Raw genomic sequence first — 14,100 nt, forward strand, 5'->3', positions numbered from 1 at the left:
GGCCATGGCGATCCGTTCGACCTTCAATGGCGCCGCCGCCAGGCGAGCGACGCCGCAGGCAGGCTAGATCATCGGACCGGACATCGTATCCGGTCCGGTGATCTAACCCTTTGTGTTTGCATCGGCTTTCCCGAAAGTCGCAATCCACTTTTCAGGCCGATGCTTTAGGGCGGCATCACCTTTGCGTGTGCGGGGCTGGGTGCCACGGCCCGGCCATCATGGGCGCGACAATGGCGGGATGCTCCGTTATGTCGCCCTCGTGATTGCCGGCCTGGTCGTCGCCGAGCCTGCAGCGGCGCAAACGACCTGGCGGATCGAGCGCGGGGTCACCGACATCAGCTTCGTGACCCGCCGCTTCGGGGCAGTCGTCGCGACCGGCCATTTCACGCATTATGACGGGACATTGGCGCTCGATTTCGATCGGCCTGAACGCAGCCGCATCAGGGTCACGATCGAGACGGGTTCGCTCCAGGCCGGCTCTGCCCTCATGGATGGCTTCATCAAGGGCGAGAGCATGCTCGATACGGGGCGCTATCCGACCGCGAGCTTCACCTCTGCTGCGGTGACCCGCATCGGCGACCGCAGCCTCGAGATACGCGGGCAGCTCACCATCCGTTCGATCACCCGCCCCATTACGGTGATGGCTGTCGTCGATGGCGACATCGACAGGGCCAGGCGCGGCGAAAAGCTGCCCTTCCAGGCCAATGGCACCTTTTTGCGCCCTGCATTCGAACTCGGCCGGGAGGTCAATGTCGTCGATGACGCGGTCGAGCTTGTGATCAAGGGGCAGCTTGCGCGATGAGCGAGGTGGTGGGGCGGCCGATGCGCTGGCACCCGGCCCTCGTCGCGCTGCATTGGCTGACATTGCTGCTGGTCATTGCCCAGTTCCTGATCGCGTCGCCGATGCGCGATGAAAGCCGCAACCTCGTCGAGCGTTTCGAACTCTACCAACTGCACAAGTCGGTGGGATTGACGGTCACAGGCATGATCGTGCTGCGGCTTGTCCTGCGCATGGTCGCCCCTGTGCCGCCGCCGGCGAATGCTGGGCGATGGCTGCAGCGGGCCAGCGACGTGGTCCATGCAGGCCTGTATGTCTGCCTGATCGCGCTGCCTGTCACGGGATTGCTCATGGTGTCGGCCGCGCCGCTGCAGATCCCGACGCTCTATTTTGGCTGGCTTGCCGTCCCGCATCTCATCGGGCCCGACAAGGCGACCTATGAGCTGATGCAGGCTCTGCATGCCTGGGCGGGCAACCTTCTCCTCGCGCTCGCCGCGATTCATGTCGCGGCGGCGCTGGTTCACGTGCTGATCTGGCGTGACGGTCTGCTGCGCCGCATGTGGTTCGGCCGCAGATGGGTCGCGCTCCGCGGCGATCAGCGCTGAGCGGCGAAGGCTTCCTCGCGGATCGTGGAGAGCGACTTTGCCGGCGTGATCGCTTCGGGATCGAGCAGGCAGTGGATGATCGCCGGCTTGCCGCTGGCCACCGCGCGCTCGAAGGCCGGAGCGAACTCGGCCGTGGTCTCGACGCGCTCGCCATGGCCGCCGAAAGCCTTGGCATAGGCCGCGAAATCCGGGTTCTTCAGCGTCGTTGCCGAGACGCGACCAGGATAGTGCTTCTCCTGATGCATGCGGATCGTGCCGTACATGCCGTTGTCGACGACGACGACGATCACCGGCAGTTCGTACTGCACGGCCGTCGCGAAATCCTGGCCGTTCATCAGGAAACAGCCGTCGCCGGCGAAGGCGACCACCGTTCTCTCGGGAAACAGCCGCTTGGCGCCGATTGCCGCCGGCACGCCATAACCCATAGACCCGGAGGTCGGCGCGAGCTGCGTCGCAAACTTGGTGAAGCGATGGAAGCGATGCACCCAGGTGGCGTAGTTGCCGGCACCGTTGCAGAGGATCGCGTCGTCGGGGAGGTAGCGACGCAGCCAGGTGACGGCCTCGCCGGGATGGAAGGCGCCAGGTACCGGGGCGGGCTGCTCGCTCCAGGCGAGATAGGCATCATGCGCTTCGGCCGCCGCACCCGCCCAGTTGATCGTCTGGGGCGGATGAACGGTCTCCAAGGCGGCGCAGAAGGCGGTCGGCGAGGCATTGATCGCGAGGCTCGGCCGGTAGACGCGGCCGAGTTCTTCCGGATCGGGATGGACATGCACCAGCGGCCGGCCCGGATTGGGGATGCCGAACAGCGTGTAGGACTGGCTCGGCATCTCGGAGAGGCGGCCGCCGACCAGCAGCACGAGATCGCTGTCCTGGATGCGCTTCAGGAGCTTCGGATTGGGGCCGATGCCGAGATCGCCGGCAAAATTCGGATGGTTGGCCGGGAACAGCATCTGCCGGCGGAAGGAGACCGCGACCGGCAGGTCGAAGCGCTCGGCAAAACGCTGGAAACGCTCGATCGCCTGCGGGTTCCAGCGTGAGCCGCCGAGGATGGCAATCGGCGATTTCGCGGCCCAGAGCCGCTTCTGCAGGTCGATTGTCTGCAGCAGCGAGGGATGCGTCTCGGTGACCTGATAGGGTTCTGCGTCCGCGACGTCGGCGAGGTCGGTCAGCACGTCCTCGGGCAGCGCGATCACCACCGGGCCGGGGCGGCCGGCTGTCGCGACATGGAACGCACGGCTGATGATCTCGGGAATGCGGGCGGCGTCGTCGATCTCCGTCGCCCATTTCGTCATGGTGCCGAAGACGGCGCGGTAATCGAGTTCCTGGAAGGCCTCGCGCTCGCGCATGCCGCGCTCGATCTGGCCGACGAACAGGATCATCGGGGTCGAGTCCTGGTCGGCGATATGAATGCCCGGCGAGGCATTGGTCGCGCCGGGGCCGCGGGTGACGAAGCAGATGCCGGGCTTGCCTGTGAGCTTGCCGGCAGCCTCGGCCATCATCGCGGCGCCGCCTTCGGCGCGGCAGATGGTGACCTTCAGCTTCGCGTCATGCAGCGCGTCGAGCACGGCGAGATAGCTCTCGCCGGGCACGCAGAACGCGTCGGTCGCGCCATGAATCAGCAATTGGTCGACGAGGATCTGCCCGCCAGTCCGTTCAGCCATGTGTATGCCCTCCCCAGGCGGGGTCGTTCAGGATGTCGTCTTGATGTTCGCCGAGCCGAGGGCTAGGCCGCGATGCGACCTGCCGTTCGCCGTCGATGACGATGGGCGAGGCGACGGTCGGGATCGCGCCCTTGGCCGCAGCCGCGGCAGGCAGGTCGACCTTGATGCCGCGGGCCACCACCTGCGGATCGGCAAAGACCTCGTCGATCGTGTTGATCGGGCCGGCCGGAACGCCGGCTTCTTCCAGCGCAGCCAGAAGTTCGGCCTTGTGGCGGCGGGCGGTCAGCGAGGCCAGCATCGGGATCAGGATTGCGCGGTTGGCGACCCGGCCCTTGTTGTCGGCATAATCGGCATGACTGCCGAGATCGGAGCGGCCAAGCACGTCGCAAAGCCTGCGGTATTGCCCGTCATTGCCGGTCGCGATGATGATGTGCCCGTCTGCGACGGGGAAGACTTCGTAGGGCACGATATTGGGATGGGCGTTGCCGAGCCGGGCCGGGGCTTTTCCTGAGACCAGGTAGTTCAGCGCCTGGTTGCCGAGCACGGCGACCTGCGTGTCCATCAAGGCGAGGTCGAGCGTCGCGCCCTCGCCGGTGGCATCGCGTCGCCGCAGCGCCGCCAGGATGCCGACGGTCGCGTAGAGTCCGGTGAAGATGTCCGTCTTGGCATAGCCGGCCTTGGTCGGCTGGCCGTCGGGCTGGCCGGTGATCGACATCGAGCCGGCCATGCCCTGGATCAGGAAGTCGTACCCGGCGCGCTCGGCATAGGGACCGTCCTGTCCGAAGCCGGTGATCGAGCAATAGATCAGGTTCGGATGAAGCTTGCGCAGCGAGGTGGCGTCGAGCCCGTATTTGGCGAGCCCGCCGACCTTGAAGTTCTCGATCACCACATCGGCATGGCCGGCGAGCTTGCGCACCAGGGCGCGGCCCTCCTCCGTGCGGAAATCGGCCGTGATCGAGCGTTTGCCGCGGTTGGCGCTGTGGAAATAGGCCGCCGAGAGCGTGCCGCCGTCGGTCCCYTCGACGAAGGGAGGACCCCAGTTGCGGGTGTCGTCGCCTTCGGGGCTTTCGACCTTGACGACATCGGCGCCGAGATCGGCCAGCAACTGGCCGATCCAGGGGCCGGCAAGGATGCGCGCGAGTTCGAGGACGCGCAGGCCGGCAAGGGGAGGAGTCGTCATCAGGTCATTCCGGCTTCGAGGCTGCCGTCATGGCCGGGTTTGGCCCAGCCATCCCTTGAAGGGTGCGCGGCAAAAGACATGCCTGGGGCAAGCCCCAGGCATGAGGTCGCGGCTCAGAAGAACGCCTGCAGCCCGGTGACGGCGCGCCCGAGGATCAGTGCATGAACGTCATGCGTGCCCTCATAGGTGTTGACCGTCTCCAGGTTCGCGGCATGGCGCATGACGTGAAACTCGATCGAGATGCCGTTGCCGCCATGCATGTCGCGGGCCTGGCGGGCGATGTCGAGCGCCTTGCCGCAATTGTTGCGCTTCACCAGCGAGATCATCTCGGGCGCCATCCTGCCGTCGTCGAGCAGGCGGCCGACGCGAAGCGAGCCCTGCAGGCCGAGCGTGATCTCGGTCAGCATGTCGGCGAGCTTCTTCTGGTAGAGCTGGGTCTGGGCCAGAGGCTTGTTGAACTGCTTGCGGTCGAGCCCGTATTGGCGGGCGCGGTGGAAGCAGTCCTCGGCGGCGCCCATCACGCCCCAGGAGATGCCGTAGCGGGCGCGGTTGAGGCAGCCGAACGGCCCCTTCAATCCAGAGACGTTCGGCAGCAGGTTCTCTTCCGGCACGATGACGCCGTCCATGACGACCTCGCCCGTGATCGAGGCGCGCAGGCTAAGCTTGCCGCCGATCTTCGGCGCGCTCAGGCCCTTCATGCCCTTCTCGAGGATGAAGCCGCGGATCTGGTTGTCATGCGCGGCCGACTTCGCCCAGATCACGAACACATCCGCGATCGGCGAATTCGAGATCCACATCTTCGAGCCGGTCAGCTTGTAGCCGTCGGCCACCTTCTCGGCGCGGGTCTTCATGCCGGCCGGGTCGGAGCCGGCGTCGGGCTCGGTCAGGCCGAAGCAGCCGATCCACTCGCCGGAGCCGAGCTTGGGCAGGTACTTCTTGCGCTGGTTCTCGTCGCCATAGGCGTAGATCGGATACATCACGAGCGAGGACTGCACGCTCATCATCGAGCGATAGCCGGAATCGACGCGCTCGACCTCGCGGGCCACCAGCCCATAGGAGACGTAGTTGGCGCCGGCGCAGCCATATTCCTCCGGCACCGTCACGCCGAGCAGGCCGAGTTCGCCCATCTCATTGAAGATGGAGCGGTCGGTCTTCTCCTCGAGATAGGCCTCCGAGACGCGCGGGAGCAGCTTCTCCTGCGCGTATTGGCGGGCCGTGTCGCGGATCAGGCGCTCGTCCTCGTTGAGCTGGTCGTCGAGCAGGAAGGCATCGTCCCACTGGAATTCCGCGAGCTTGTGGCTTGCGGAGTGGCTGCGTGCGGCTTCGGCCATGGTTTCTCTCCCGTTCGCTCAGGCGTCGACGTCGAAGCTGACGCCCTGCGCCAGCGGCAATGTCGTGCCGTAGTTCAGCGTATTGGTAGCGCGGCGCATATAGGCCTTCCACGCGTCCGAACCGGCCTCGCGGCCGCCGCCGGTCTCCTTCTCGCCGCCGAAGGCTCCGCCGATCTCGGCACCCGAAGGGCCGATATTGACGTTGGCGATGCCGCAATCCGAGCCTTCGCCGGAAACGAAGGTCTCGGCCTCGCGCATGTCGAGGGTGAAGATGGAGGAGGAGAGACCGGCACCGACCGCGTTCTGCAGCGCGATCGCCTGGTCCAGCGTCTTGTACTTCATGACATAGAGGATCGGCGCAAAGGTCTCGCGCTCGACCGGGCCGGTCTGCTCGGGCATCTCGACCAGCGCCGGGCGGACATAGAAGCCACCGCTGCCGACATCGACCTTCTCGCCGCCCTGGACCTTGCCGCCGGCAGCCTTGGCTTCGCCGAGCGCCTTCTGCATGCCCTCATAGGCAGCCTCGTCGATCAGCGGCCCGACCAGCACGCCGGCCTCGCGGGGATCGCCGATCTTGACCGAGCCATAGACCTTGATCAGGCGCGGGATCAGCGCGTCATAGACGCTCTCATGGACGATCAGGCGGCGCAGCGTGGTGCAGCGCTGGCCGGCCGTGCCCATCGCAGCAAAGGCGATGCCGCGCAGCGCGATATCGAGATCGGCGGAAGGCGCCACGATCGCGGCATTGTTGCCGCCGAGTTCGAGAATGGCGCGGGCGAAGCGGGCGGCGAGCTTCTGGCCGACTTCCTTGCCCATCCGGGTCGAGCCGGTGGCGGAAAGAACCGGCACGCGGTGATCCTGCACCAGTGCGTCGCCGATCTCGCGACCGCCGATCAGGACTTCCGACAGGCCGACCGGAGCCTCGGGGCCGAAGCGCTTCATGGTGCGCTCGACGATGGCCTGGACGGCGAGCGCCGTCAGCGGGGTCTTCTCGGAGGGCTTCCAGACGACGCTGTCGCCGCAGACGAATGCAAGCGCCGCATTCCAGGACCAGACGGCGACCGGGAAGTTGAAGGCCGAGATCACGCCGCAGACGCCGAGCGGATGCCAGGTCTCCATCATGCGGTGGCTCGGGCGCTCGGTGGCGATGGTCAGGCCGTAGAGCTGGCGCGAAAGACCGACCGCGAAATCGCAGATGTCGATCATCTCCTGGACTTCGCCGAGCCCCTCGGAGGTGACCTTGCCGGCTTCCAGCGTCACTAGCAGGCCGAGATCGGTCTTGGCGTTGCGCAGCTCCTCGCCGAGCAGGCGGACGAACTCACCACGGCGCGGGGCCGGGACCTTGCGCCAGGCCAGGAAGGCGGACTGCGCGCGGCCGATCGCCGCCTCCGTCTCCGCAACGCTCGTCTCGCGCAGCGTCGCCACCGTCTCGCCGGTGATGGGGGAGCGTGCGGCAAGGCCCGCGGACGCGAAGACGGTGTCCGGCACGCCAAGACGCTTGAGCAGCGCGAGCGCATCCTTCGGCAAAGATGAAGCCATGTCCTGGTTCCGACCTGTCGATTGCTAGTATGTCAAATGGCGCGGGAAAGAGCCGCCGCGCCGGAAGGGCGCAGAATGCCCTCTTCCGGTCGCGCTCGGCAACAGATATGTTCTCACGAGTTGATGAGAATAGCTCATGACCTTTGATCTCGTTCCCGGACGCCTTTCGGTGCCCTCCCTGTCGGCGCTCGCGGCCTTCGAGGCGGCTGCGCGCCATGGCAGTTTCACGCGCGCCGCCGAGGAACTGAACCTGACGCAAGGGGCGATCAGCCGCCAGGTCGCGCATCTCGAGCAGGTGCTCGGCGTCAGTCTGTTCCAGCGCGTCAAGAAACGCGTCAGCCTGACGCCGGCCGGGAGCGCCTATGCGACCGAGATCCGCGATGGGCTCTCGCGCCTTGCGGCTGCGACCGTCTCGGCCATGGCCTTTCGCGGCGCGGCCGGCGTGCTGCATCTCGGTATCCTGCCGACCTTCGGCACACGCTGGCTGATTCCGCGTCTGCCGCGCTTCATCGAGGCCCATCCCGGCGTCACCATCAACTTCACGACCAAGCTGGTGCCCTTTGATTTCGGGCGCGAGCCGATCGATGCCGCCGTGCATTTCGGCGATCCGGTCTGGCCCGGCGCGGTGCTGCATCGCTTGATGGGGGAGGAGGTCGTTCCCGTGGCGGCGCCCTCGCTGGTCGAGCGCCTGGGCTTGAAGGAGCCGGCGGATATGCTGCGCGCGCCGTTGCTGCAGCAGGCGACGCGACCCCGGGCCTGGGCGAACTGGCTGGAAAAACAGGGGCTGCCGCCGGAGCGGGCGCTGATGGGGCCGCGCTTCGAGCAATTTGCCATGGTCTCGCAGGCGGCCGTGGCTGGGTTGGGTCTTGCGATCGTGCCGCGCTTCCTGATCGAGGAGGAATTACGGTCGGGCGCGCTCGTCGTCCCGGTCGACCGGCCGGTCAGCGGCACGGAGGGCTATTACCTGGTCTATCCCGAGACCCGGGCCGCGCTGCCGGCGGTGATCGCCTTTCGCGACTGGCTGCTCGGCGAATGCGGGCTCACGGCCTGAGCACTCGACAAGCCGGCGCAGTCACGTCATTCATGCGTGAAATTCACCAACCCCGGCCACAGAGCGTCGTGGCCCGAACTGCGCAGGACTGACATGCCGTCCTTTTCCGAGACCGCCGATGTCGTGATCTGTGGAGGGGCCGCCATCGGTTCCTCCGTCGCCTATCATCTCGCCGCGGACCCAGGCTTCAAGGGCAAGGTGGTGGTCCTGGAGAAGGATCCGACCTACCGCTACTCCGCCTCGGCGCTCTCGGCGGCTTCGATCCGGCAGCAATTCTCGAGTTCGGTGAACATCCGTATCTCGCTCCACGGCATCGAATTTTTGCGCAATATCGGGACGCATCTCGCCGTCGATGGCGAGGTTCCGGCCATCGATCTGCATGAAGGCGGCTACCTCTATGTCGCGAGCGGCGAGGGAGCCCCGGTCCTCGCCTCGAACCAGAAACTGCAGCAGGACGAGGGCGCCGATATTGCGCTCTATGCTGCGGATATGTTGCGCAGCAAATTTAGCTGGCTCAATGTCGAGGATCTCGCCTGCGGCACCTATGGGGTCAGCGGGGAGGGCTGGTTCGACGGTTGGGCGCTGCTCCAGGCCTTTCGCAAGAAGGCGCGCGCGCTCGGTGTCGAGTACCGCCAGGGCGAAGCGGCGCGCTTTATCGTGGAAGGCGGTCGCGTCGTCGGCGTCGAGCTTGGCGATGGCAGCCGCATCGGCTGTGGCGCGGTCGTCAACGCCTCGGGCACGCATGGTGCGCGGCTGGCGGCAACGGCCGGCATCGCGATTCCCGTCAGGTCGATGAAGCGCTACGTCTTCAGCTTCACCTGCAAGGGCGAGGTCGATAACTGCCCGCTTCTGATCGATACCTCCGGTGCCTATTGCCGGCCCGAGGGCAAGCGCGGCAGCGAGGGGCAGATGTTCATTTGCGGCGCCTCCCCGCCGGCCGAACTCGATCGCGAATGGATCGAGACCGATGCCGATGTGGAGGATGTCGACTGGTCCTTCTTTGAGGAGCATGTCTGGGCGCCGCTCGCCCATCGTGTGCCCGCCTTCGAGGCGATCAAGCCCGGTCGCGCCTGGGCCGGCCCCTATGACATGAATGAACTCGACGGCAATGCCATCCTCGGCCCGGCCGTCGGCCTGCCGAATCTCTATCTTGCCAATGGTTTCTCGGGGCACGGCCTGCAGCAGTCCCCGGCTGTGGGACGGGGGATTGCCGAGCAGATTGTGCATGGCGGCTATCGCACGCTCGATCTTGCCGATCTCGGTCACGAGCGCATCGTTGCGGGGCGGCCGCTGACGGAGGCCAATATCATCTGAGGAGGCACGCATGGTCGATCCGGCTTATGTTCAGACCATGGCGCGCTACAACGCCTGGCAGAACCAGAGCCTGTGCGATGCGGCCGACACACTTGACGAGGAAGGTCGTCGTCGGGATCGCGGCGCCTTCTTCAAGTCGATCCACGGTACGCTGAACCATATCCTGTGGGCCGACGAAATCTGGCTCCACCGGCTGATCGGGACGCCCAAGCCGCCGATCAGCGGCCGCGATGCACCGATCTATGTCGATGACTGGGCCGAGTTCCGCCGTCGGCGTGCCGAGCGCGACGAGGCGATCCTGGCCTGGGCTGCTACCGTCGACGCCAACTGGCTGCGCGGGACCCTGATCTGGTATTCGGGCGCCGCCGGCCGCGAACTCGGCAAGCCGCGCGCCTTTGCGCTCATGCACATGTTCAACCACCAGACGCATCATCGCGGGCAGGTTCACGCCATGCTGACGGCGGCCGGCACCAGACCCGAGGATACCGATCTCCTCCTCGTCGACGAACCGCGCTGAACGGCCCTCCGGTTCAGGCCTGCTTGGTCCGTTTCGCCCGGGCCAGGGTCTTCACGGGGGCAGGCTTGTCGCTGTCTTCTTTCGCTTCAGGCACGGTTGCCGTCGTGTTCTGGCTCAGCTTCTGGAACAGGCCGAGCCCGACCATCGCCAGCACAGCGAGCAGGACCAGCAGGCCGGGATAGACGACGTCGCTCATCGTGGTCCGCGACGCCTTGGTGATCAGCACCAGCGATTCCAGGCTGAGCGCAATGATGATGATCGTCATGAATTTGGTCAGCGAGCCGCGCGCTTCTGCCGGGCGCCGCAATTCGCGATCGCTGATCACCTCTTCCTCGAACAGGAATTTGCCGACATCCGCGACCGCGACCGCAATGATCACGAGGCCGATGCCGTCGAGCATGGTCTCAAGTGCGCCGTCGCCGGTTCGGAACCCGGTGAACGTCCGCCAGACCGCAACCACCATCAGCATCACCGAGGCGGCGAGCAGGGAACCCGCAATGGCGGTGTAGAGGATTCGACTGAAGAGCAACATGAGAGACGCAGTCTGTCCGCAGAAATTCGGGCGGTTGGCGTGAGAAACGGGCATGGCGGCCCACTGTTCCATGCGGCTTGTCGATTGTTCCGGTTCGATGCAGGTTGCCGGCGCTGTTTCGGAGACCCGCCATGCCCGAGCTCTCGAGCCTGCTTGCCTTCGCCCTGATCGCGTTCGGCATGGTGCTGACGCCCGGTCCGAACATGATCTACCTGATCTCGCGCTCGATCTCGCAGGGACATGCTGCCGGGCTGATCTCGCTCATCGGCGTCGTGCTTGGCTTCGTCATCTACATGCTTTGCGCCACTTTCGGCATCACGGCGCTGCTCTTCGCCGTGCCTTATGCCTATGACGCGCTGCGCTTCGGTGGCGCGGCCTATCTCCTGTACCTCGCCTGGCAGGCGCTGCGGCCGGGCGGGCGCTCGCCCTTCCAGGTTCGCGAGCTGGTGCCTGACGGGCCGCGCAAGCTCTTTGCCATGGGCTTCCTGACCAGCCTGCTCAATCCCAAGATCGCGATGTTCTATCTCGCGCTGCTGCCGCAGTTCATCGATCCCGCGGCGGGTAATGTCCTGACGCAGTCGCTGGTGCTCGGCGCGATCCAGATCGTGATCAGCGGCAGCGTCAATGCGCTGATCATCTTTACCGCCGGCAGCATTGCCCTCTTCCTTCGCACACGGCCGTTCTGGGCGGTGGTGCAGCGCTGGCTGATGGGCACGGTGCTTGCCGGCCTCGCGGTGAAGATGGCGACGGAAGCGCAGCGCTAGCTCACATCCCCTTTCCGGATATCGTGCCGGACATCATGCGTCGTAGCCCCGGCCGCAACGGGCATGGACATGCGGCGCAGCAAGGCCAGCAGGAGTTTTTCATGAGTGTCGCCAACGGCCGGGCTTTGCTCGCAATCCCCGGCCCGACCAATATCCCCGATCGCGTGCTGCAGGCGATGATGCGGCCGGCCGAGGAACTCAGCTCCAAGCCGATCCTCGATCTGACCGAGACGCTCCTGACCGATTTCCGGAAGATCTTCCGCACCAAGGGCGAGACCTTCATCTATGCCGCCAACGGGCATGGCGGCTGGGAAGCGGCCCTGACCAATGTGCTCTCCCGCGGCGACAAGGTTCTCGTGCTGGCGAGCGGGCGCTTTGCCGTAGGCTGGGGCGAGATGGCCCGTTTCCTGGGGGCAGATGTCGAGGTCCTCGCCGGGTCATGGCGCGCAGCGGTCGATCCGGTGGCCGTCGAGGAACGCCTGCGGCGCGACACGAACCATGAGATCAAGGCCGTGCTCATGGTGCAGATCGATACGGCATCCGGCGTCGTCAACGACGTGCAGGCCGTGCGCAAGGCGATCGATGCCGCCGGCCACCCGGCCTTGTACATGATCGATGGCGTCGCCTCGCTCGGCTGCATGCGGTTCGAGATGGACGATTGGGGCGTCGACATTGCCATGTCTGCGTCGCAGAAGGGGCTGATGACGCCGCCCGGGCTGGCCTTCGTCGCGGCGAGCGGGAAGGCGCTGCATGCGCATCCGCACGCGACGATGCGGACGGCCTACTGGGACTGGACCTCACGGCTGAGCCCGCTCCTCTACATGAAGCATTTCGGCACTCCGCCCGAGCATCTGATGTTCGGCCTGCGCGCCGCGCTCGACATGATCCTCGAGGAGGGACTGGAGCCTGTCTGGCGCCGTCATGCCCTGCTTGCCGGGGCAACCCATGCTGCCATGTCGCGATGGGCCGAGGGCCAGGTCCTGACCTGCAATATCGAGGAACCATCGCAGCGGGCGCCCTCGGTCACGACAATCCTCGTTCAGGGCGATCCGAGTTCGATCACCGATTATGCGCGGACGGTCTGCGGCGTGACGCTCGGGCTCGCGATCGGCGATCTCGCCGGCAAGGCCTTTCGCATTGCCCATATGGGCCATGTCAATGCGCCGATGGTGCTTGGCAGCCTGAGCGCCGTCGAAATGGCCTTGCAGGCGCAGAATATCCCGCATGGTGCCGGTGGCGTTGCTGCAGCCATCACGCATCTGGCCCAAGGCGCGTAACCGGGCGGTTTGGGAATCGGCCCCAAGGGTGGATTGCAGCTTTCGGGGAAGCCGATGCAAGCACAGAAGGTCAGATCATCGGACCCGATACGATCCGCTGATCTGACGGCTAAGGCTCGCCGCAATGCGGCGGGCGCATTCTCGTGAAGAGGTCTGCTCGGCAAAAGCAGGGCTGTCCGGCGCAAATGCCCGTTCCCAGACTTCGCAGTCCTGCTCTAGCTTCGCGGTCCCATTCGGAACCAAGAGAGCGCAGGCCATGAGTGAGTTGACCCCGGACGAAGCCAAGGTGACGGCGTGGCTTGCCAGCCGCAAGGACGCGATGGTCGCGCTCCTGCGGGAGATGGTCGACACCGACTCCGGCTCCTATGACAAGCCGGGCGTCGACAGGGCAGGGCAGGTGCTCGCCCGGTTCCACGAAGCGAACGGGCTCAGCGTCGAGATCATCCCGGATGCTCGTTATGGCGATGCCGTCAAGGCGCGACTGCCGAATCCGGCCGCCAACGACCAGCGCCCGGTGCTGTTGCTGGGACATCGCGATACCGTCTTCCCGGAAGGCGAGCCGACGCGCCGGCCCTTCACCATCAAGGCCGGCCGGGCTTATGGTCCCGGTGTCGCCGACATGAAGGCTGGTCTCGTCATCGAGGCCTTCGTCGCCGCCGCCTTTGCCGAATGCGGTGGGCTTTCCGCTCCGCTCACCATGCTGACGACGAGCGACGAGGAGATCGCTTCCCCCTCTTCGCGCCCGATCATCGAGGCGGCGGCGCGTGAATCGCGCTGTGTCTTCAATGCCGAGCCGAGCCGGCTGCCGCCTGGCACCGAGTTCCTGCGCGATCACAAGCAGTCGATCACCAGCGGCCGCAAGGGTGGCGTCTTCATGCGTGCCGAATTCGTCGGCAAGGCCGCCCATTCCGGCGCAAATTACGAGAAGGGCGTCTCGGCCATTGTCGACCTCGGCCACAAGATCCCGAAGCTTCAGGGGCTGACCGATCTCGAGCGCGGCGTCACCGTCAATGTCGGGCTGATCGGCGGCGGCCAGACCGTCAATACGGTCGCTCCCCAAGCCTGGTGCGAAATCGATCTGCGCTATGTCACGGCCGCGCAGCGCGATGAACTGGTCAGCGCGATCCGCGGCATCATCGAGACCCCCATCGTCGAAGGCTCGAGTGCGAAACTGACCATCAAGGGCGAGTTCGTGCCGCTGGAGAAAACCCCCGAGGCCGCTGCCCTCTACGATACCTATCGTGATGCCGCCGCGAGCTTCGGGATCAGCGTCAGCGCCGAGTTCACCGGTGGTTGTGCGGATTCCGGCTTCACTGCGGCGCAGGGTTGCCCCACGCTGTGCTCTGTCGGCCCGATCGGCGGAATGGCGCACACTCCCGACGAATTCCTCGAAGTCGAGAGCATCGTGCCGGCGGCGCAGGTGCTGGCGCTTGCCGTGATGCGCACGGCTGCGCGCATGGAGTGAGGTCCGGGCGCATTGCCCCGACGCGGATGCGCGGTCCCGTGCCGACCATCCGTCGGCCGAATCGCTGCTGACAGGGCGGCGACGCA

The 14,100-nt window shown here is 65.9% G+C and carries 13 protein-coding genes; 8 read left to right on the forward strand and 5 right to left on the reverse strand.

What is annotated here, in order from left to right; all coding sequences use genetic code 11:
• Positions 1-238: 238 nt before the first annotated feature.
• Entirely contained in the window at positions 239-802 is a 564-nt protein-coding gene (locus AC1D34_RS19380) for a YceI family protein (protein ID WP_476825060.1), read from the forward strand.
• Positions 799-1,383 (forward strand): cytochrome b, encoded by a 585-nt coding sequence (locus AC1D34_RS19385; protein WP_476825061.1) that lies wholly within the window; start codon positions 799-801, stop codon positions 1,381-1,383. The genes AC1D34_RS19380 and AC1D34_RS19385 overlap by 4 nt, the downstream gene beginning before the upstream one ends.
• Here the strand turns inward: AC1D34_RS19385 and AC1D34_RS19390 are convergent.
• The 4 genes from AC1D34_RS19390 to amaB all read right to left on the reverse strand — a co-directional run bounded on the left by AC1D34_RS19390 (position 1,374) and on the right by amaB (position 7,094).
• Entirely contained in the window at positions 1,374-3,044 is a 1,671-nt protein-coding gene (locus AC1D34_RS19390; RefSeq protein WP_441490110.1) for a thiamine pyrophosphate-binding protein, read from the reverse strand. The genes AC1D34_RS19385 and AC1D34_RS19390 overlap by 10 nt on opposite strands.
• Positions 3,037-4,224: a CaiB/BaiF CoA transferase family protein gene (locus AC1D34_RS19395; RefSeq protein ID WP_476825062.1), complete on the reverse strand. Its 1,188-nt coding sequence runs from the start codon at positions 4,222-4,224 to the stop codon at positions 3,037-3,039. Before AC1D34_RS19395 ends, AC1D34_RS19390 begins: the two co-directional genes overlap by 8 nt.
• 113 nt (positions 4,225-4,337) lie before the next feature.
• Positions 4,338-5,555, reverse strand: a complete 1,218-nt coding sequence (locus tag AC1D34_RS19400) for an acyl-CoA dehydrogenase (RefSeq protein WP_113515131.1) — start codon at positions 5,553-5,555, stop codon at positions 4,338-4,340.
• An 18-nt stretch (positions 5,556-5,573) separates the two neighbouring features.
• Entirely contained in the window at positions 5,574-7,094 is a 1,521-nt protein-coding gene (gene amaB / locus AC1D34_RS19405; RefSeq protein WP_441490108.1) for an L-piperidine-6-carboxylate dehydrogenase, read from the reverse strand.
• A gap of 136 nt (positions 7,095-7,230) precedes the next feature.
• Between amaB and AC1D34_RS19410 the strand changes: the two genes are divergently transcribed.
• From AC1D34_RS19410 to AC1D34_RS19420, 3 genes are all read left to right on the forward strand, one after another.
• Entirely contained in the window at positions 7,231-8,145 is a 915-nt protein-coding gene (locus tag AC1D34_RS19410; RefSeq protein ID WP_441490107.1) for a LysR family transcriptional regulator, read from the forward strand.
• A gap of 93 nt (positions 8,146-8,238) precedes the next feature.
• Complete coding sequence (locus AC1D34_RS19415) at positions 8,239-9,459, forward strand: NAD(P)/FAD-dependent oxidoreductase (RefSeq protein WP_441506051.1); 1,221 nt, start codon at positions 8,239-8,241, stop codon at positions 9,457-9,459.
• Between the two features lie 10 nt (positions 9,460-9,469).
• Positions 9,470-9,976 carry a DinB family protein gene (locus tag AC1D34_RS19420; protein ID WP_441490105.1) on the forward strand — a complete coding sequence of 169 codons (507 nt, stop codon included), beginning with the start codon at positions 9,470-9,472 and terminating at the stop codon, positions 9,974-9,976.
• Between the two features lie 13 nt (positions 9,977-9,989).
• On the opposite strand, the gene AC1D34_RS19425 is transcribed toward AC1D34_RS19420, so the two are convergent.
• Entirely contained in the window at positions 9,990-10,508 is a 519-nt protein-coding gene (locus tag AC1D34_RS19425; RefSeq protein ID WP_441506053.1) for a GNAT family acetyltransferase, read from the reverse strand.
• Positions 10,509-10,639: 131 nt separating this feature from the next.
• On the opposite strand from AC1D34_RS19425, the gene AC1D34_RS19430 reads away from it, so the two are divergent.
• From AC1D34_RS19430 to AC1D34_RS19440, 3 genes are all read left to right on the forward strand, one after another.
• Positions 10,640-11,272 carry a LysE family translocator gene (locus AC1D34_RS19430; RefSeq protein WP_441490103.1) on the forward strand — a complete coding sequence of 211 codons (633 nt, stop codon included), beginning with the start codon at positions 10,640-10,642 and terminating at the stop codon, positions 11,270-11,272.
• Between the two features lie 101 nt (positions 11,273-11,373).
• Complete coding sequence (locus AC1D34_RS19435; protein WP_441490102.1) at positions 11,374-12,549, forward strand: pyridoxal-phosphate-dependent aminotransferase family protein; 1,176 nt, start codon at positions 11,374-11,376, stop codon at positions 12,547-12,549.
• A gap of 256 nt (positions 12,550-12,805) precedes the next feature.
• Positions 12,806-14,014 (forward strand): M20 family metallopeptidase, encoded by a 1,209-nt coding sequence (locus tag AC1D34_RS19440; protein ID WP_476825063.1) that lies wholly within the window; start codon positions 12,806-12,808, stop codon positions 14,012-14,014.
• Positions 14,015-14,100: the final 86 nt, after the last annotated feature.

The sequence above is a fragment of the Allobosea sp. P1_A7 genome (genome assembly GCF_056406775.1).